The sequence below is a fragment of the Treponema rectale genome (assembly GCF_014202035.1).
Lineage (GTDB): Bacteria > Spirochaetota > Spirochaetia > Treponematales > Treponemataceae > Treponema_D > Treponema_D rectale.
Genome location: NZ_JACHFR010000002.1, coordinates 99,396 through 116,888, shown reverse-complemented (window position 1 = coordinate 116,888; position 17,493 = coordinate 99,396). Strand labels below are relative to the sequence as shown.

Below are 17,493 nucleotides of genomic sequence, written 5' to 3'. Positions count from 1 at the left end.
TAATTTTTTTTAAAGGACTTGTCTTATGGAAAAGTTCACTTCAATTCTTAAGCTCATAGACGATGTAGTCTGGGGGCTTCCTACAATTATTTTGATTCTGGCAACAGGAATTCTTCTGACTGTCAGAATGAGGGGAATGCAGTTTACAAAACTTGGACGTGCATTGAAATCTATTTTTAGAAAATCAGATTCCGGACATGGTGAAGTTTCATCTTTCGGTGCATTGTGTACTGCTCTTTCTGCAACAATCGGAACAGGAAACATCGTTGGTGTTGCAACAGCTATTGCAGCCGGAGGTCCAGGTGCTTTGTTCTGGATGTGGGTTGCAGCTCTTGTGGGTATTGCAACTAAATATGCTGAATGTATGCTCGCTGTTCTCTATCGCGAAAAGAAAGAGGATGGTCATATTCTTGGCGGACCTTTCTATACTATTGAAAAGGGAATGAAAGAACTTACAGGATTCAGCTGGAAGTGGCTTGCAGTTCTGTTTGCAGTATTCGGAATTATGGCAGGACTTCTTGGAATCGGTACAATTACACAGGTTCATGGAATTACTTCTGCTGTAAAGAATGCTTTTGACCCTACGGAAGCAAAGATTGCATTTGAAATCGGCTCCAACAGCTATTCATGGTCAGTTGTTATTGCAGGTCTCCTGGTAACTCTTTTTGCAGCACTTGTAATTATCGGCGGTCTTAAGAGAATCTCTAAAGTAGCATCTGTAGTTGTTCCTTTTATGGCAATTATATATGTTTTCCTCGGACTTTCAGTAATTATTATGAATGCAACATATATTCCTCAGGCTTTCAAAGTAATCTTTAAGTCTGCAATCGGACTTAAGGCTGTTGCCGGCGGTGCTGTAGGATGGACGATAAGAGAAGCCATGCAGAAAGGTGTTGCCCGCGGAATTTTCTCAAACGAAGCTGGTCTTGGTTCTGCCCCAATTGCTGCATCTACTGCTGACGTAAAAGAACCTGTAGCTCAGGGACTTGTAAGCATGACGGGAACATTCATTGATACAATCATCATTTGTACAATGACAGGTCTTGCAATTGTAATCGCATTCTTTACAGGTAATTCAGCAGGAATTCCTGAAGGACTTGAAGGAGTAGCAATTACTTCTGCTGCATTCAATAATGTACTTGGCGGAGACGGAAAGAGCGTACAGTTCCTTCTTATGATTTGTCTTGTATTCTTTGCATTTACAACAATTCTTGGATGGGATTATTATTCAGAACGCTGTATTGAATATCTTACAAACGGTAAGATGGGCATCGTAAAATTCTATAGAATTGTTTATATCTGTGCCGTATTTATCGGTCCGTATCTCACAGTAAGTCAGGTATGGGACATTGCTGATATTGCAAACGGTCTCATGGCAATTCCTAACTGTATCTCATTGATAGTATTAAGCGGAGTTGTTTCAAAAGCAACAAAAGCTTATTTCCAGAAGTACCCGACACTGCAGTCAGAAAACCAGTAATTAATAGTCTGGCATAAAAAAAGAATACCCCTCAGACTGGACAGAAAATTGAAGTGCACTTCAAATCAAGTTCAGCCGGAGGGGTGTTTTTATTAAAGATACATTTTATTTACATAAAAAATTAAATACATCGTCTGTTGTTTCGCAAACATAGTCAGCACCGCATTCTTCAAATTCTTTTCTTGAACCAAAGCCCCAGAGAATTCCCATGCATTTTAATCCGGCACTGTGGGCTCCGTTAACATCGTAGAGCCGGTCTCCAATCATAAGGACCTGGTCTTTTTTATTTTCAAGATTCATACTTTTGAGGACATATTTAACGACATCAACTTTTTCTACCCGGTATTTTTCTTCCATGTCGCTGCCGCCTGTAAAGTCAAACAGTTCCAGCATTTTATTACGTTTGAGAATTGCCTTTGCAAAATCTTCCGGCTTGCTTGTGGCAACGCAGATGGTTTTTCCGTTATTACGCAGTTTTTCAATAAGTTCAATTACGCCTGGATATACCGTACAGTTAAACATTCCCTCGCTTTTTGTATAGTATTCTCGGTAAACATCAATTGCAGAAGGAATTTCACTTTCTGGAAGCCCAAGATAATGAACGAAACTGAATTTTAATGGCGGTCCGATCATTTTATTGTAGATGTTTCTGTCAACATTAAGCCCGTAATGCCTTACAACCTCATCAAAAGAGTCAAAGACACCGGGAGAAGTATTAAAAAGGGTTCCGTCAAAGTCAAAAAGTACTGTATCAAAGTTATTCATGGCTGAATAATGACAAATTGTAGAATTATAATCAATAATTTTAGCCAATCTATATGTTGCGAAAGGATGACAAAAGGGAAGGTTTGGATTATAATTAAGAACATAATGCCAGCAGTTATAACAAGTCAGATTACGAACAGACTCTACAATGATTATAAAGACACGGAACTGACCTTTACTAAGGATATTATTCACACATTGGCAATGGATCCAAGACAGATCGCCATAAAAAGTGAAGGTTCTCAGTGGCCTTGTATTTTAAATTCAACATCTTTTAATATTGCTCGTATTATTGTAGGAACAAAAGGCGGGGCATTTCAGCAGTTAGTAAAAAAGGATATACCACCGGTAAGCGTTCGTTTCTGTTTTTACAAGCAGGACGGACAGTTAATGAGTTTTTTCATATCCGGAAAGGTTCAGAATATTCAGCCTTACATGAACAGTAATGATCTGGCTATTGTTACTATCCGCTTTACGCAGCGTCCGCCGGATGACCTTATTCTTATGGTAGGACGTCTTCTGGATGCAAACGTAGGTTCTGTAAGGCGTAAGGACGAAAAAATCGTAATTACACCGGAAAGTTCCCGTAAACTTAATCTTACAAAAAAGGAAGTAAATTTAACCATAGATACAATTCAGCGTAATTGTATTCTTCATAATCTTTCATTTGGAGGTTGTGGAGTAATCGTTATGGGAATTGCTCAGTTCCTTAAAGGAAAGAACATTACCATAAAGGTTGAATTTGAAGATCCTCATGAGATTATAAGTCTTGATGGAACTATTGTTGCTGCAAATCCGATAGAAAACCGCAAGGAACTTGCCATTGCTACAATTCGGTTTGCAGAAGCTTCTGTTTCTCTTGCATATAAACTTCGTATAAATAATTATCTTTCTACTGTCCGTAAAGAAGATAACGGTGTTCAGTTTGAAGGTGAAAAGCCTGTTGTATCTGTACAGGCCGCCCTTCAGCAGGCTCAGGCTGGTCAGGCAGCACCTGCTCAGGCAGTTCAACCGGCTCCACAGGCAGCACCTGCTGCTCAACCGGCTGCAGAGGCACCTGCTCAGGCAGCACCGGCAGAAACTCCACAGACTCCTTCTCCTGAAGCAGCTCCAAAGTCAGAATAAACATCTTTACTAACGATATTAGTTTTTGGTATGTTTTAGATGTAATTTTACTCTCGATTTTTTTCAGGGAGTATTATTTTTATCTCATCATAAGGAAAGTTAATGAACGGCAGTAATCCATTAGAGTCAATTTTTTTTGTAAAACTTCCGGAAGATTTTTCATTTTCGTGTAAGAATTTAAAAATCGATAAGAATATACCTATTCCTGTTCAAAAAAAGGATGGCGATGACAGTGATAAGCTTGATGTAAAGAATATTACTCAGGAACAGATTCTGTCAGGTATTCTTACTGTACTTGCCTATGACCGTCAGAACGAAAATCTTGATTATTACCGTTCGTTCATTAATGAAGTTCGTCCGGGGATAAAAAAAGAACTTGGTGAAGCAGGAATCCTTAAGACTAAGAATGAAGACTGGGATCTTGCTGAAGAAATATGGATGGCATTACATGGTCTTGATCCGGAAGACAGGGCAATTACTCTTAATATGGCTTTGTTTTTTGATCAGAAGGCTGATTCTTACAGAAAAGCCGGGCTTATTGAAGATGCAGATGCCTATGATTCAACAGCAGGCGTTTATTATCACGATGCAATGGACAGTGATCCTGAACTGCCGGATGCTTTTTTCAATGCAGGATTTTTCTATCTTAAACAGCAGAACTTCAGTGAAGCAAAAAACTGTTTCGAAAGCTATATGGCACTTACATCAGATTTAAAAGATGATGAATTAGGTGACAATGGAATTTATAAGCGGGAACGTGCGCAGGAACTTATAGACAAAATCTCCAACAGAAATCTTGGGGATGACAGTTTCCATAAGGCATATGAACTTATAAATACAGGTAAGGAAGAAGAAGGACTTGATGAAATCAGGAAATTCCTTCAGAGCAATCCTGCTGTATGGAATGCGTGGTTTATGCTTGGCTGGGGTTTAAGGCGCCTTGAACGTTTTGAAGATGCAAAGCAGGCATTCCTTAAAGCAAGAGAGTGTGAGGGTGGTGATGAAAATGCCGACACGCTTAATGAACTTGCAATCTGTTATATGGAAACAGGACAGATCGAAGAAGCCAAGAAAACTCTGTATGATGCCCTTGCAATTGATGCAGACAACACAAAAATCATAAGTAATCTGGGATTCCTCTGCTTAAAAACCGGAGAAGAAGAGAAGGCACGCAAGTTCTTTATGACAGTGCTTGAAATAGATCCGAATGACAAGATTGCAAAAATGCAGCTTGAGCAGATGGAGAGGGAAGTCTGAAAAAAAACAGATAATGTTATCAGATATTAGTATTCAGGAATTATAACGGTATCCTTTTCACGGATGCCGTTTTTTGTAAACCATCCCTGTGGAACTTCAAGAGCGTATTTTACCGAACGGGAGCTTGTTACTCTTGCAAGGGAATAGGGTTTCATATCAAGAATATCAGCTATTACACCGCCGGCATCAATATATGCAATACTCAGCGGATGCGGAGTATTTTTCATCCAGAAATTGCGTTTTTCTTCGTTTTCGAAAATAAAAAGCATTCCTGTTCCGTCAGGAATTTCTTTACGGTTCATAAAGCCGTAGTTTCTTTCTTCTTCCTTTATGGCAAGCTCTGCTTTTACGGTAAGTGTAGAACCGTCGGCTTTCTGAATGACAACGTCTGCTACAGGAAGGTTAAACTTTTTTTTTGAGTTCTCACAGCTTGTAACTGCAGGTATAAGAAAAACTGCAGTAAGAATTACTGCAATAAATTTTGCGCGAACAGTATTTTTCATTATCAGAGTCCTTCAAGAAAAGCCTGGGCTGACATTTCCTGCGCAGTATTCTGTACAAGAGATTCTTCCATCAGCTTTTCGTAAACTTTTTTATCTGTATATTTAAGGGTCAAGGGTCTTTCTAAAGTCATTATTACCGAATCGTTTGACCATTCAGATTTCTGCGGATTGATATTTCCAGGATTGCCATATTTCTTTGACAGTGTAGAAAAGATTGAATAATGATCCATGCGGGTCGGTTTAACATTTATTGTTATTATATAAAGCTTATCTTCATAAAACTGAAACCAGCATTTATCCAGAAAGGAAGAAGGTGCAGTTCTTGAAGTGTCTGTTTCTATAAGTATTTTCTGATGGTCCGGCATAAGGGATACATCCCGTTCACCTCTGTAGCCGAATTGATAATCTTTCTTTAAGGCATCTTTTACTTCATCCAGCGTCATGCCAAGTTTTATGTTTCTGTATCCTGAAGGCAGGGATTCTTCACTGAATGCAAGTGATGTACATAAAAATGTAAAAAACAAAAATATGAATTTTTTCATGGCAGGATGCGCCCCGTTACATATTGTTTTTTTCCATAGAGTGCTTGTAGTTCTGCTTTCGGTAGAATGCAGCCTGCTTTATCAGTGCAGGAAGTTCAGGTACTTCAATTTTATTGTCAACTATACGTACGTTCTGGTCTCTTGAGAACAGGGAAATCGTCTGTGGCATGGTAGTTTCATCAAGTGCACAGAGATTAAAAATATCTACTGGAGTAAATGAAGTTTTACACGTAGAACCTTTTGGTGCACTTATTTTTTTAGATTCAATCTGAAGTGCAAGCATGTCAATCATTCTTTCACGCGGATCGGAAAGCTGTGTATTTACAAGCTGACGGTACATTGTCCACAAACGGTCTGCAAGGGTTGTTGTGAGTCTGGAAATAAGCTGTGCCTGTGTAGAAACCATCATGTCAAAGTTTGCACGGTTAACAACCATTACCTTACATGCTTCATGAGCAATAGCGCAGGCTGAACGGGGTTTGTTTTCCAGAAGAGCCATTTCGCCGAACATATCACCTTTCTTAAGGAGTGCGAGAGTAATTTCTTTACCGTCAACAACTTTAGAAATACGGACAACTCCTTCCTGAATTATGAACATTTCTGCGCCGGGCTGACTTTCACTGAAAATCATGTTTCCTTTATTATAACCCCGGAGCATTGCATTATCCGGTTCAAGGTACGGCTGAGTGGTTCTTGGCTTCAGTGCTTTAAAATGACGGATGGCATCATCTTTATAGAGTCCGTTAGGACATTTTTTCAGATACTGATAATAACCGTATACGGCAGCATCTTCATTTCCATTGTTTTCAAAGAAATTTGCAATATTGTAAAGCTGCTCAGAAGATTCAATATTTGTTTTATTTGTCGTTGCTCTTGTAAGGCTGTCGTTTACCTGACGCATGTTCTTGGCAAAAGCACGGACGATTTTCATGGCTATACTTGTGTTCTGGGCAATAAGGTCTGAATACTGGGTGCGTTTTACGACAATGGCAATAACATCTGTAGCTGCAACAACTGTTTCATTTTGAGTATGTCCGGTCATACAGGATATAACGCCGACAAAGTCTCCTGCTCCAAGCATGTAAGGAGCAGAGCCGGGAACAAAGGTCTCGTGATAACAGCGCACATTACCACGCTGAATTATGAGAAAATAATCTGTTGCAGGTGTATCTTCAACAAATATGTATGAGTTTGGTCTATAAACAACTGTTCCGAGCTGCAGCACGTTTTACCACCTTATCTGTCTTCCTGTCCGAGACAGAGATATTTTAACACGAAATTCAATATGAATTCTACTTCTTCTTGAATTATCGGAATTTAATTATTAAGGTTGAATGAAAATAATTTCAGGTTCAAGACTAAAACCGGTTTTTTCAAGAACTTTGTCATGGACAGTTCTTACAAGCTCAGCTATCTGTGAAGAAGTTGCATTCCCTGTGTTTATAATTATGTTTCCATGAAAGTCAGCGACCTTTGCACCACCGTTTGTAAGACCTTTCAGACCGCACTGGTCGATTATTGCTCCTGAAGGTTTGCCGAATTCATGATTGTTTTTAAACACGCTTCCTGCACTTGGAAAGTTAAAATGTCCCCTGGACCTTCGTTCTTCTACAAAATGCCTGCATTCCTCAGCCAGTTCTTTTTCTGTTTTACTATTCTTTTCAAGCCGGAACGTTACCTCAAGAATGATATCTTCCCTGTCAGTAAAAGGTGATTTTTTATATTCCCATTGATTTGAATTAAAATAAATCTCTTCTATAGTAAAGTCTTTTTTTAGGATTCGTGCTGAATAAAAAACATTGCTTATTTCTTTATTGAAACATCTTGCATTCATGTAAACGGCACCACCGATGCTTCCCGGAAGACCTGCAAATTCCTGCATTCCGGAAATGGAATTTTTTGTACACCAGTTTACAAAAGCAGAAGTCATGGCTCCTGACTGTGTGCTGACCAGAATGAATCCGTCTTTTTCTTCTTCGGTAATCCTGATGGAATTCATAGAAAGAGTATTTATTACGATTCCGTTGAAATCTTCATCGCAAAAAACAATATTACTGCCGCCTCCTGTAACAAAGGTGCGGATTTTATTATCTGCAGCAAATTTGAGTATGGAAGTCAGTGCATTTTCCGTCTGCGGACAGGCATATACTTTTGCAATTCCACCTGTTTTGAATGTCGTATGGCGGCTCATCTTTTCGTTAAACTGCACGCAGGCTTCACTGCTGAATTTTTTGTCCTGATTCTGTAAAAAGTTGCGGACTGTTTCTTCTAATTCCATTTTTTCAGTATATAATAATATGTCCGCAGTGTCATTCTTAAGATCCGAAAATCACTTTAACAGTTCTATTTAAAAACTGAGAGGTTTTTGGTGTTTTTTTTCGGGCGACAGCACTTTTTTTTACAGAAATTTCAGAATTTTATAATTTATTTCGACTTTACTAGACATAATGGACATTTTTAATTAGTATTTAAGTATGAATAATGATATAGTGCCGGGCTTTGACGAAGACCGCGACGACAGTCTTAAAATTTCTCTTGATAAGTTAGATGATGTAGAAAATGGCGTGCTTATCACTTTGAACGGCTATATTGATACATATAACTCAGTTTATTTTCAGAAGCAGATAGGTAAAGTTATTTCCGCCGGAAAATATAATCTTATTTTCGGGTGTTCGAGCCTTAATTATGTTTCTTCTACAGGAATAGGTTCATTTACATCATTCCTTAAACTTGTAAAACCGAAGGGTGGTGATATCGTTCTTATGAATATTCAGCCTAAGGTTTATGAAGTTTTCCAGCTTCTTGGATTCAGCCAGTTCTTTAACATTAAGAGTAATATGGCTGATGCATTGGGATACTTTACACAGGGTGGTGAAAATGTTTCTGTTTCAGCATTCCCAAAGGTTGTAAGCTGTCCTGTATGTTCACGTCGTCTCAAGGCTACAAAGAGCGGACGTTTCAGATGTTCAGACTGTAAGTCAATCATTGCAATTGATCAGTCAGGACATGTTTTCTTAGGTTAAAAATACTAATCCTTATAAGATTTATGTCATTATCGTAAGAGGCACGGTAATGACATAAAAACTTATTTCCGTGTAATTCATACTTTTCTTTTTTAAACTTATCAATTATCATTTAATAGATGAAACCTACGGTATTGTCTTCTGTAAAAATTTTACTGCTGCTGATTCTTCTTCTTGCAATAGAAAGTGTCTGCGGCGGTTGTGTGTATATGATTTATGCCCTTTGTACAACTCTTGTTGCAGGCAGAGAAATTCAGCTTGTAAGCGGAATGCTGTTTTTAAAAGGTGTTTTTCTTTTTGCTCCTGTAGCAATTTCATCCAGCGGTGCTTTTTTACTCTTTTATCTTATTCGTCATCAATGGGGAACAAAAGCTGATTTTATTGTCTATGCAATCTGGTATGTATTGAGCTGGCTTATTCTTATTCCCCTTACTTTCAGGGTTTATGAATCTATAAGTAAAGAGGAACACATAGTAGCAACAGAAACACTGGTTTCGGCCGGGTATTTCAGGAATTCAGAAGATGAAAATGAAGTTCTTTTTTATTCTCAGGTTCGGGATGATGCTACGGTAGAAGGGGTTTCAATTTCTGATCATAACATTACCACTTATAATAAAAGAAAAATTCATGCTTCAGGCTCTGTTTTTGCAGATCCGATAATCCGGGACAGTCTTGAAATGAATTCTGTGATAAGTTTTTTTGTTTCTTCATACAATAAAATGTTTGACATCGGGGCAGAAAGTTCAAGAGATTTTTTGTCATGGCTTTGTTTTTCGTCAATCGGCCTGGTTTATCTTGCTGTATTTGAGATCCGCCGTCTTTCTGTGTGGCGTCTTGTAAATGTGTTTTTTATTCTTGTGGTTTATGTCGGTCTGTTTAATTTAGATCTGTATATATACACAGGAGATATTTTGCCTTATGTAAGCCATGCATTAATGGAAGCAATGCCGTTTATTCCTGGAAATGCATTTGTACTTATATTGAATCTTTCTCTGACGGTTATATTTGTTCTTGCAGGAATTTTCATCAGTTCTTACAGAAAAAAGGCAGTTGAGACTGCATCAGAATCAGTTTTTTATGGAGCTGAAGAATGAAAAAGTTACTCCTTATTCTTTCTGTTTATGCAGTAATATCGTTTATTGCAATTGTGCTGCTTACAGTTTTTCTTATTAATCCTCCGGAACTTCTTGCAGAAGATTTAAGTGCATATAAGTTTCAGACAGGACTTCATAATTATCTTGTCATGCTTCCTGCTATACTTTTAAGTGGTTTTTTAATGGCCTGTTCCGTTCAGTGGCAGCATAAAACATCAAACAGTAAGGAACGTTTTTCTCAGGGAATGTTTATCCGTTACAGAAACTGCATGGTTATAGGTCTGTTTGTTGTACTTGTTCTTTTTCTTAATAAAGAAGTTTTTCTTTTTAATCTTGAGAATTCCCTGGAAGTAAAAAGAAAGGCTCCTTCAGAATTAAGTGAAGCCATTCACACTGCAAGATATTTTATAAATGAACAGCAGTACCATCTTGCAGTTCAATATGCCCAGAAAGCGGTTATTGTTTCACCAGGAAGTAAAGAAGCTGCAGCTGTATTAAAAGAGAGCTCAGATCTTCTTGAAATAGAAATTAATTCCGAGCATTCCGCAGATGAAATTTTTCATAGGGTCATCGGAACTCAAAAGCCTGTCCATACGCAGGATGCAGACAGAAGTCCGTATGAACTTGTTCAGAAAGCACAAGATGCAATGAACAGAAAAGAATGGTTTGAAGCTCATTACTGGGCAGAGCTTGCCGTTGAATCCTGTGATGAAAAGAATACAAACCGTGAGGCTGCAATAATTCTTGCCAATGATTCCTGGAATAAACTTCAGCATTCAGAAGCTTATGAAAATGAGGATGAACGTAATTATTATTTCAAAAAAAAGGAAGGATATGTTGCCCTTAATTCAGGAGACAATTTAAAGGCTTATTATATTTATAAAAACCTTCTGGATGCAAAAAATGTAAAGCCGACTCCTGACGTAAAGCGTTTTTTCGAACTGGCAAAAGAAAATGTAGAAAGTGAGTATTTCTTCTTCGACGAAACTGAGCATATGAATCGTCTTGCAAACCGTCATGATATTTATTTTTCTCTGACAGAAGATGATGGAACAAAAAACGTTATTTTTATAAGAAATTCGATGGATATAAAGAAAAATGGCGGTCTTGTACGTTATCTTGAAGGATTTAATCTTGTTAAATATCGTCAGGACGGTACTTTTATGTATTCAGTAAAAGTTCCTTTTGCCAAGGTTATGGCTTTTCCAAGTGCTGATATTGGTGGAAAAAAATGGAAGAATGTTCCTTATGTAATTCTTCAGTCTGTTGACAGGAATACGGAAGGGCTCGTATGTCGTCCAGAGTATAGTTTTATAGAAGATGATGTTTCAGATATATCTGAATATCAGAATTCTGTTTCTGAGGAAGAACAGGCTCGAATCAGTCGCATAAATTCAATGATTCTTCCTATGAATTTTGATGATTTTGCTGCAATAAGTGAAGCTTCCGCAGGTCCGTCTCAAATGCCGCTTCTTGCTTTGATGAGTTTTATTTCAAAAGCAACTCAGTATGGTTTTTCTGTAGAAACTTTTTATCAATGCGTTGTCAGCCGTCTCATGTATCCGATGTTCATTCTTATAGTGCTTCTGTTTCTTGCTGCAATGGGATGGAATTACCGTATTGAAGATAAAACAAGTACCTTCAGATTTAAATGGATGTTCTTTTTACCTTTGTGTACCGGTGTTTTCTTTGGAATATTTGAACTGACTGAATATGTTTCGGGTATTCTTAATTACGTAATAGTAGGACTTTTTGGTTCTGCATCCGTAGTCATGGCTGCGGTCTGCTATATAATCATGCTGTTCTGTGCTTCGGTACTCTTTGTTTCCCGCAAGGAATGATACGGAAAGTATCACTCCCTGTGGATTTATTAATTAATCAATATAGACTTTTTCGATGTGCGCACCTAAAGACTGAAGTCTTTCTACCAGGTGTTCATATCCTCTTTCAATCTGATAGACGTTGCTTATGCGGCTTTCACCATGAGCTGCAAGGGCCGCAATAACCATAGCCATTCCTGCACGTACATCAGGGCTTACCAGATGTTCTCCATGAAGGGAGCTTGGTCCTGAAACAACTGCACGGTGCGGATCACATAAAGTTATGCGGGCCCCCATAGAAATCAGCTTGTCAACAAAGAACATCCTGCTTTCGAACATTTTCTCAAAAATAAGAACAGTTCCTTCAACCTGAGTAGCAATTACAGTCATTATTGATGTTAAGTCAGTTGGAAATCCCGGCCATGGAGAATCATCGATTTTAGGAATCATGCCCCCAAGATCAGTGTTTACTTTTAAAGCCTGGGTTGCAGAAACTGTGAGGGTTCCGTCCTGAAGTTCCCATCTGATGCCAAGTTTATTGAAAGAATTTTTAAGGGGTCTAAGTTCTTTTTCACGGACTCCTTTAATTGTAATTGAACCTTTTGTAACTGCTGCAAGACCGATATAAGAACCGATTTCCATAAAATCAGGACCAACTGTAAAGTCACAGCCATGAAGCTTTTTAACGCCTTCAATGTGAAGGATGTTGCTGCCGATTCCTGAAATTTTTGCTCCCATAAGGTTAAGCATGTTGCAGAGATCCTGAATATGAGGTTCACTGGCGGCATTTGTAATTTCCGTCATGCCTTCTGCAACAACTGCTGCCATAACGGCATTTTCTGTAGCCGTAACGGAAGCTTCATCCAGAAAGATGTCTGCTCCCTTAAGTTTATTTGCCGTAAATTCAATTTTGCTGTCTACAGTAATGCGTGCACCAAGTTCTTCAAGGGCAAGAAAGTGCGTATCAAGACGGCGGCGTCCGATAACGTCACCTCCAGGCGGTAATGTCGTAACTTTTCCTGTGCGTGCAACAAGCGGTCCTGCAAACAGAATGGAAGCCCTGAGTTTTTTGCTGAGTTCTGCAGGAATGTCAGAATGTTCTATTTTTTCTGCTTTGATTTTCCAGACATGTTCTTCCGTTTTTTCAACTTCAGCACCAAGAGCCTGAAGAATTTTCAGCATTACGCCTGTGTCTTCAATTTCAGGAATATTGCGCAGAATTACTTCTTCTTCGGTTAAAAGACATGCTGCAATACATGGCAGGGCTGCATTTTTGTTTCCGCTGGCAGTAATAGTTCCCTTTATAGGAAATCCGCCTTCAATCTGATATTCGTACATGTATATCTCCCTTGTTTTTCGTTTTTTAAGCGTTCCTAAGCTATATGCGGCACAAGTTGATGAGTATTGTTGCAGCAAGAGCCATCTGGCTTAAAGAAGCCCATTCAATTCTTGAATGAAAATTATGTCCGCCTGTAAAAATATTAGGACACGGAATGCCCATTTCTGTAAGTCTTGAACCGTCAGTACCGCCTCTTATCGGGGTAAATTCAGGTTCAATACCGGCTTTTTTATAGGCTTCCATAAGATTTTCGGTAACAAAAGGACTCTTCTCAAGACCTTCCTTCATGTTAAGGTACTGCCGGGTGTGGTGAACTTCTGCTTTTCCTCCAAAAACCAGTGCTGTTGTTTCTGCGAGAGTGTCAACAAGTTTCTTTCGTTTATCCATGCCTTCTCTGGTAAAATCCCTTAAGAAAAGAACGGCTTTTGCAGTTTCCATGTCTGCTTCAAGAGCCATCGGTGCAAAGAATCCCTGATATCCGTCAGTAGTTTCAGGCATCTGATTCTGCGGAAGATTATGAATGAAATATGAAGCCATTGTTACGGCATTAACCATATCCGGACGTGCAGAGCCTGTGTGTTTAGGTTTTCCTGTAAATGTAATTTCAGATTTGTAAGCATTAAAACATTCAGTTTCAAGTTCGCCCTTGTGTCCGCCGTCAACGGTATAGGCATATTTTGATTTCAGAAGATTCAGGGGAACTTTATCCATACCGTGACCTGTTTCTTCATCAGGAGAGAAAATTACCTCAATTGCGCGGTGTTCCACTTCCGGATGTTTTGAAAAATATTCAAGGGCTGTCATGATTTCGGCAACCCCGGCCTTGTCATCAGCTCCCAGCAGAGTTGAACCGTCACTGGTAATGACTGTATCTTTTTCCTGTGCTGCCAGTTCAAGATATTTATCTTCGCAGGCTTTAAGAGTTATTCCGTAAGGCAGTTCCATGTCTTTTCCATCATAATTCTTCCATATAATAGGTTTAACATCCTTACCCGTAACTTCATCAACTGTATCTATGTGAGCAAGAAGACAGAAAGAGGGCTTGTCTGCAAAAGCAGGGGTTGCCGGAAGAAAACCGTATGTATAGCACTCAGCAGTTGTCTGAACATTCTGAAGTCCAAGCTTCTTAAGTTCTTCCCGCAGAATATCTGCAAGATCTCTTTCCCTGTCTGCACTGGGAATTTTACCCTGATCAGCCAGAGTTTCATCACTTTCCGTCCAGACTTTAACATATCTTAAAAAACGATCTAAGAGGGACGGAGTATATTCAAGTGAAAGTAATTCATTAGTATTCATAGAAAGAAGATTATCAGTTTTTAATATTTTTTTATAGTCCTGAAACTTTTTATTGAATGAATATGGAATTCTGGAACTACGCATTATACTTATTAAAGTAAGGAGGAATTCTGATGAAAAAGATGCTTTTATTATTGTGTGCATTTTTTACATGCATTATTTTATCCTGTTCTTTTTCAAAGTCAGAAGAAAACAATGGTTCTGTTTCCTTTTCAATTGATAAAGACTTGTTTTATAGAATTGCTTCCCGTTCAGTCAGTTACAATGCTCCGGAAAACAGTGAACTGATTATGAAAATTTCTTTATCCGGAGGTTATGAGGCTTCTGCGGAGATACCTGTAGCAGAAGGTTCTTCCGTTACATTTTCAGATATTCCGGCAGGTATTTCTGTTTCAGCAACTGCTACTGTCTATAAAAACAGCAGCTCTTCAGGAACAGGTGATTCAGAAGAACCTGTTTATAGCGGAATAACTGATTTTTTCTCCATAAAGCCAGGTAAAAATACTGTTCCTTTAGTCTTGAAAAAAATGATTGCCGTTAATTTGTATAACACCGGCAATGTTTTTTATAAAACCTTATATGTCCGTAAAGGGGAATGTCTGGAGGAACCTGAGCCGCCGCAACAGGAAAGTACTTCTGAGGGGGAAATTTACATTTTTAACGGCTGGTATGCAGATGATTCAAATGAGGTATTTGATTTTACAGCTTCCATAACGGAAACAACAGAACTGTATGCTAAATGGACTTTAATGAAGGTCTTTATAGGAAGTGACGATCTTTCAGAAATTGAGGTCGTTATGACAAAAGAAGAGCCGGCTGGAGCAGATGGTGCTGTTTATAATTTTACGGCTGATTCCGGTTATGATTCTTATACATGGAAAATTGATGGTGAAGCCTCAGCTGCAGATGGAACACCGTTTGGTACAACAAATGAATTTGCATTCAATACAGCGGGAAGAGCTTCCGGTTCTTATGATATTACTCTTCTGGCATCAAAGACCGTAGATTCTGAAATTAAATATTATTCATTCAGAACACAGATCTTAATTGAATAGGAGGCGGAAAATGAAAAATAATTCTAAATTAAACTTTATAGCAATTGTTTCTGCAGTTTTGTTTTTTTCTCTTACGTCCTGTTCTGATGAATTTCATTTAAATAGAGAAGAATCATCTGACGGTAAAACCTATATCAGTATTAATGCATCAATGAGTTCCGCCAGAACGATAAATGCCCCGGTTTCTGATGCAGAAATAGGCAAATTAACAGATTTTATTCTTTCAGGCAAATATGATACTTCTTCTGAATATGAGGAACTTGCAGAAGCAGGTTCATTTTCTGAACTCGCGGCAATGAAAATTCCTGTTACAGATGGAAGATGGACCTTCAGGCTTACTGCTGAATATGGGGAATCTGAATTCTCGGCAGAATGTCAAACTTCTATTGAATTTGAAAAAATAAATCCTGTTTCATTTGAACTTTCTCCTTCATATAAATATGGTGGTCTTAAGCTTAATTTTTCATTTACAGGAACCGCTGATAAAGCTGAACTGCTGCTTTTAGATGATAAGCAGGAGATGCAGATAGAGTCTAAAAACATTGAATCTTTTACAGCGTCAGAGGGAATGAACCATTTTACTTATACACGTGATATTCAGGATGATTTTGAGCGGCTTTCACCTGGAACTTACTATATAATAGTAAAGTTTTACGCAGATGGAGTTTATGACGCGCTGAATGTTTATGAAGATTATATCCGTATAGCATCAGATAGAGTTACTTCTGCAGATATTGCACTGGATTTAAATGATGTATACACAATTCAGTATGAATTAAACGGAGGAGAAAGTTCCGGAACCTTTATAAATAAGGTTTCCAGAAAAAGTGGCGCTGTAACAGTTCCTTCGGTTACAAAGGAAGGCTTTATTTTTGACGGATGGTACTCAGATTCGGAATATACGGCAAAAGTTTCATCAATAAACGTAAGTACACTAAAGAATAATTTGACTTTATATGCACATTTTGTCGAGCCGGTTCTATACGTTTCTTCAACAGGTATAGATTCAGATTCTGCCGGATGGAAAGCAGATTCTCCTTTAGCAACCTTAAATGCGGCAGTTGCCAACATTTCTTCAATGAGTGCGGCCGATTACGTTTGGACTATCTTTATTGATGGAAGTGTAAGCGGGAACCAGATAATTCCAGATTCCATGACGGCATCTAATGCAAAGGCTCTTGTACTTGCAGGACAGCATGGTCTTGATGATGATGGAATACCTTTAGATGCCCTTGATGCAAATCAGAGCGGTACGACGCTTACTGTAAATACTGCTGTTCCCGTGACTGTAACGAATTTAAAAATTACTGGTGGAAAATTTAGTGGTGACGAAGAAGATAAAGGTGGCGGCATAACTATATCGAGTGTATCAACTGTCCTGCTTGCAGACGGAGCTCTTGTTACCGGTAACAGCAGTTACAACGGTGGAGGCATAAATAGCAGTGGTTCTCTGTATATTTACGGTTCGGCTGTAGTCGGTACAAAAGATGCATCTTCTGTTGCTTCTGCATCATCCTATGGTAATAAGGCAGAAGCTTATGGAGGCGGAATCTATGCTGAGTATAAGGCAAATGGTGGTATTTTCCTGGGTTATAAACTGGATGAAACGGGAACGCGTGTTGAAGCAGAACTTACCGGCGGTATATATCAGAATTATAACAGCGGAAGTGATGCGTATGCTTATAGTGGTGGAGGTGTCTATTCAAATGCAACATTAATGATGGCATCCGGGACAGTAGCTTATAACGCCGGTCCTAAAGGTGGCGGAATGACACTTGGAAAATCGTCTACTCTTATTGGCGGAACTATACGGGATAATTCTGTAAGTGAGCAAACTTATTTTTCGGGGGCTCTGCGTCTGGAGAATTGGGTGACAGTCAGTATTGGTGGCAGTATTTCTATTCCGTCTGGCTCAGATGGAAATCATTGTGTATATATCAGCTCTACTAATTCTAACTTTAAGATTATCAGCGAATTGGAAGAAGATACCGTTGCTCGAATTCGACCTCCATATTGGGATACAGAGAACAGAGTCATTTTAACTTCTGACGATGAAGACTTGCTGAAAACTCAGTATACAAGGTTCAGTATTGTTTCCCAGACTTATGAAGAAAATGGAGAAACTGTAACTGTCAACTGGTATATAGGTGAAGATGGAATTCTCACAAATGTTGCACCTTAGTTTTGTAAAATA

The 17,493-nt window shown here is 38.6% G+C and carries 15 protein-coding genes; 8 read left to right on the top strand and 7 right to left on the bottom strand.

What is annotated here, in order from left to right; translation table 11 throughout:
• Positions 1-25 precede the first annotated feature (25 nt).
• Positions 26-1,480: an alanine/glycine:cation symporter family protein gene (locus HNP77_RS05140; protein ID WP_184652104.1), complete on the top strand. Its 1,455-nt coding sequence runs from the start codon at positions 26-28 to the stop codon at positions 1,478-1,480.
• Between the two features lie 105 nt (positions 1,481-1,585).
• On the opposite strand, the gene HNP77_RS05135 is transcribed toward HNP77_RS05140, so the two are convergent.
• Positions 1,586-2,245, bottom strand: coding sequence for an HAD-IA family hydrolase (locus HNP77_RS05135; RefSeq protein ID WP_184652103.1), 660 nt, complete (start codon positions 2,243-2,245; stop codon positions 1,586-1,588).
• A gap of 105 nt (positions 2,246-2,350) precedes the next feature.
• Between HNP77_RS05135 and HNP77_RS05130 the strand changes: the two genes are divergently transcribed.
• Both HNP77_RS05130 and HNP77_RS05125 read left to right on the top strand, forming a co-directional pair.
• Positions 2,351-3,370: a PilZ domain-containing protein gene (locus HNP77_RS05130; protein WP_184652102.1), complete on the top strand. Its 1,020-nt coding sequence runs from the start codon at positions 2,351-2,353 to the stop codon at positions 3,368-3,370.
• Positions 3,371-3,472: 102 nt separating this feature from the next.
• A complete protein-coding gene (locus tag HNP77_RS05125; RefSeq protein ID WP_184652101.1) occupies positions 3,473-4,627 on the top strand; it encodes a tetratricopeptide repeat protein in 1,155 nt (384 codons plus the stop codon).
• Between the two features lie 26 nt (positions 4,628-4,653).
• Here HNP77_RS05125 and HNP77_RS05120 read toward each other — a convergent pair whose 3' ends face one another.
• The 4 genes from HNP77_RS05120 to murB form a co-directional block, all read right to left on the bottom strand.
• Positions 4,654-5,130 (bottom strand): DUF192 domain-containing protein, encoded by a 477-nt coding sequence (locus HNP77_RS05120; protein WP_184652100.1) that lies wholly within the window; start codon positions 5,128-5,130, stop codon positions 4,654-4,656.
• Positions 5,131-5,132: 2 nt separating this feature from the next.
• Positions 5,133-5,672, bottom strand: coding sequence for a hypothetical protein (locus tag HNP77_RS05115; protein WP_184652099.1), 540 nt, complete (start codon positions 5,670-5,672; stop codon positions 5,133-5,135).
• A gap of 16 nt (positions 5,673-5,688) precedes the next feature.
• Positions 5,689-6,897: a cyclic nucleotide-binding domain-containing protein gene (locus HNP77_RS05110; protein WP_184652098.1), complete on the bottom strand. Its 1,209-nt coding sequence runs from the start codon at positions 6,895-6,897 to the stop codon at positions 5,689-5,691.
• A 99-nt stretch (positions 6,898-6,996) separates the two neighbouring features.
• Positions 6,997-7,950: a UDP-N-acetylmuramate dehydrogenase gene (gene murB, locus HNP77_RS05105; RefSeq protein WP_184652097.1), complete on the bottom strand. Its 954-nt coding sequence runs from the start codon at positions 7,948-7,950 to the stop codon at positions 6,997-6,999.
• Positions 7,951-8,146: 196 nt separating this feature from the next.
• On the opposite strand from murB, the gene HNP77_RS05100 reads away from it, so the two are divergent.
• The 3 genes from HNP77_RS05100 to HNP77_RS05090 all read left to right on the top strand — a co-directional run bounded on the left by HNP77_RS05100 (position 8,147) and on the right by HNP77_RS05090 (position 11,630).
• Entirely contained in the window at positions 8,147-8,695 is a 549-nt protein-coding gene (locus tag HNP77_RS05100) for an STAS domain-containing protein (RefSeq protein WP_184652096.1), read from the top strand.
• A 119-nt stretch (positions 8,696-8,814) separates the two neighbouring features.
• The gene (locus HNP77_RS05095; protein ID WP_184652095.1) at positions 8,815-9,789 is read left to right on the top strand and encodes a hypothetical protein; all 975 of its coding nucleotides are present in this window, start codon (positions 8,815-8,817) and stop codon (positions 9,787-9,789) included.
• The gene (locus HNP77_RS05090) at positions 9,786-11,630 is read left to right on the top strand and encodes a hypothetical protein (RefSeq protein ID WP_184652094.1); all 1,845 of its coding nucleotides are present in this window, start codon (positions 9,786-9,788) and stop codon (positions 11,628-11,630) included. The genes HNP77_RS05095 and HNP77_RS05090 overlap by 4 nt, the downstream gene beginning before the upstream one ends.
• Positions 11,631-11,663: 33 nt before the next feature.
• On the opposite strand, the gene murA is transcribed toward HNP77_RS05090, so the two are convergent.
• Together murA and pepT are read right to left on the bottom strand one after the other, a co-directional pair.
• Positions 11,664-12,947 (bottom strand): UDP-N-acetylglucosamine 1-carboxyvinyltransferase, encoded by a 1,284-nt coding sequence (gene murA, locus HNP77_RS05085; RefSeq protein ID WP_184652093.1) that lies wholly within the window; start codon positions 12,945-12,947, stop codon positions 11,664-11,666.
• 40 nt (positions 12,948-12,987) lie between these two features.
• Positions 12,988-14,328: a peptidase T gene (pepT, locus tag HNP77_RS05080; protein ID WP_343042525.1), complete on the bottom strand. Its 1,341-nt coding sequence runs from the start codon at positions 14,326-14,328 to the stop codon at positions 12,988-12,990.
• A gap of 29 nt (positions 14,329-14,357) precedes the next feature.
• On the opposite strand from pepT, the gene HNP77_RS05075 reads away from it, so the two are divergent.
• On the top strand, positions 14,358-15,299 hold the full coding sequence (locus tag HNP77_RS05075) for a hypothetical protein (protein ID WP_184652092.1): 942 nt from the start codon (positions 14,358-14,360) through the stop codon (positions 15,297-15,299).
• Positions 15,300-15,309: 10 nt separating this feature from the next.
• On the top strand, positions 15,310-17,481 hold the full coding sequence (locus HNP77_RS05070; RefSeq protein WP_184652091.1) for an InlB B-repeat-containing protein: 2,172 nt from the start codon (positions 15,310-15,312) through the stop codon (positions 17,479-17,481).
• Positions 17,482-17,493 lie beyond the last annotated feature (12 nt).

What these genes read in the sequence shown, in the direction of transcription:
- HNP77_RS05120 (WP_184652100.1), bottom strand. Translation starts at nt 5,130, where the DNA reads ATGAAAAATACTGTTCGCGCAAAATTTATTGCAGTAATTCTTACTGCA.
- HNP77_RS05135 (WP_184652103.1), bottom strand. Translation starts at nt 2,245, where the DNA reads ATGAATAACTTTGATACAGTACTTTTTGACTTTGACGGAACCCTTTTT.
- HNP77_RS05130 (WP_184652102.1), top strand. Translation starts at nt 2,351, where the DNA reads ATGCCAGCAGTTATAACAAGTCAGATTACGAACAGACTCTACAATGAT.
- HNP77_RS05100 (WP_184652096.1), top strand. Translation starts at nt 8,147, where the DNA reads ATGAATAATGATATAGTGCCGGGCTTTGACGAAGACCGCGACGACAGT.
- HNP77_RS05140 (WP_184652104.1), top strand. Translation starts at nt 26, where the DNA reads ATGGAAAAGTTCACTTCAATTCTTAAGCTCATAGACGATGTAGTCTGG.
- murA (WP_184652093.1), bottom strand. Translation starts at nt 12,947, where the DNA reads ATGTACGAATATCAGATTGAAGGCGGATTTCCTATAAAGGGAACTATT.
- murB (WP_184652097.1), bottom strand. Translation starts at nt 7,950, where the DNA reads ATGGAATTAGAAGAAACAGTCCGCAACTTTTTACAGAATCAGGACAAA.
- HNP77_RS05115 (WP_184652099.1), bottom strand. Translation starts at nt 5,672, where the DNA reads ATGAAAAAATTCATATTTTTGTTTTTTACATTTTTATGTACATCACTT.
- HNP77_RS05075 (WP_184652092.1), top strand. Translation starts at nt 14,358, where the DNA reads ATGAAAAAGATGCTTTTATTATTGTGTGCATTTTTTACATGCATTATT.
- HNP77_RS05090 (WP_184652094.1), top strand. Translation starts at nt 9,786, where the DNA reads ATGAAAAAGTTACTCCTTATTCTTTCTGTTTATGCAGTAATATCGTTT.
- pepT (WP_343042525.1), bottom strand. Translation starts at nt 14,328, where the DNA reads ATGCGTAGTTCCAGAATTCCATATTCATTCAATAAAAAGTTTCAGGAC.
- HNP77_RS05070 (WP_184652091.1), top strand. Translation starts at nt 15,310, where the DNA reads ATGAAAAATAATTCTAAATTAAACTTTATAGCAATTGTTTCTGCAGTT.
- HNP77_RS05095 (WP_184652095.1), top strand. Translation starts at nt 8,815, where the DNA reads ATGAAACCTACGGTATTGTCTTCTGTAAAAATTTTACTGCTGCTGATT.
- HNP77_RS05125 (WP_184652101.1), top strand. Translation starts at nt 3,473, where the DNA reads ATGAACGGCAGTAATCCATTAGAGTCAATTTTTTTTGTAAAACTTCCG.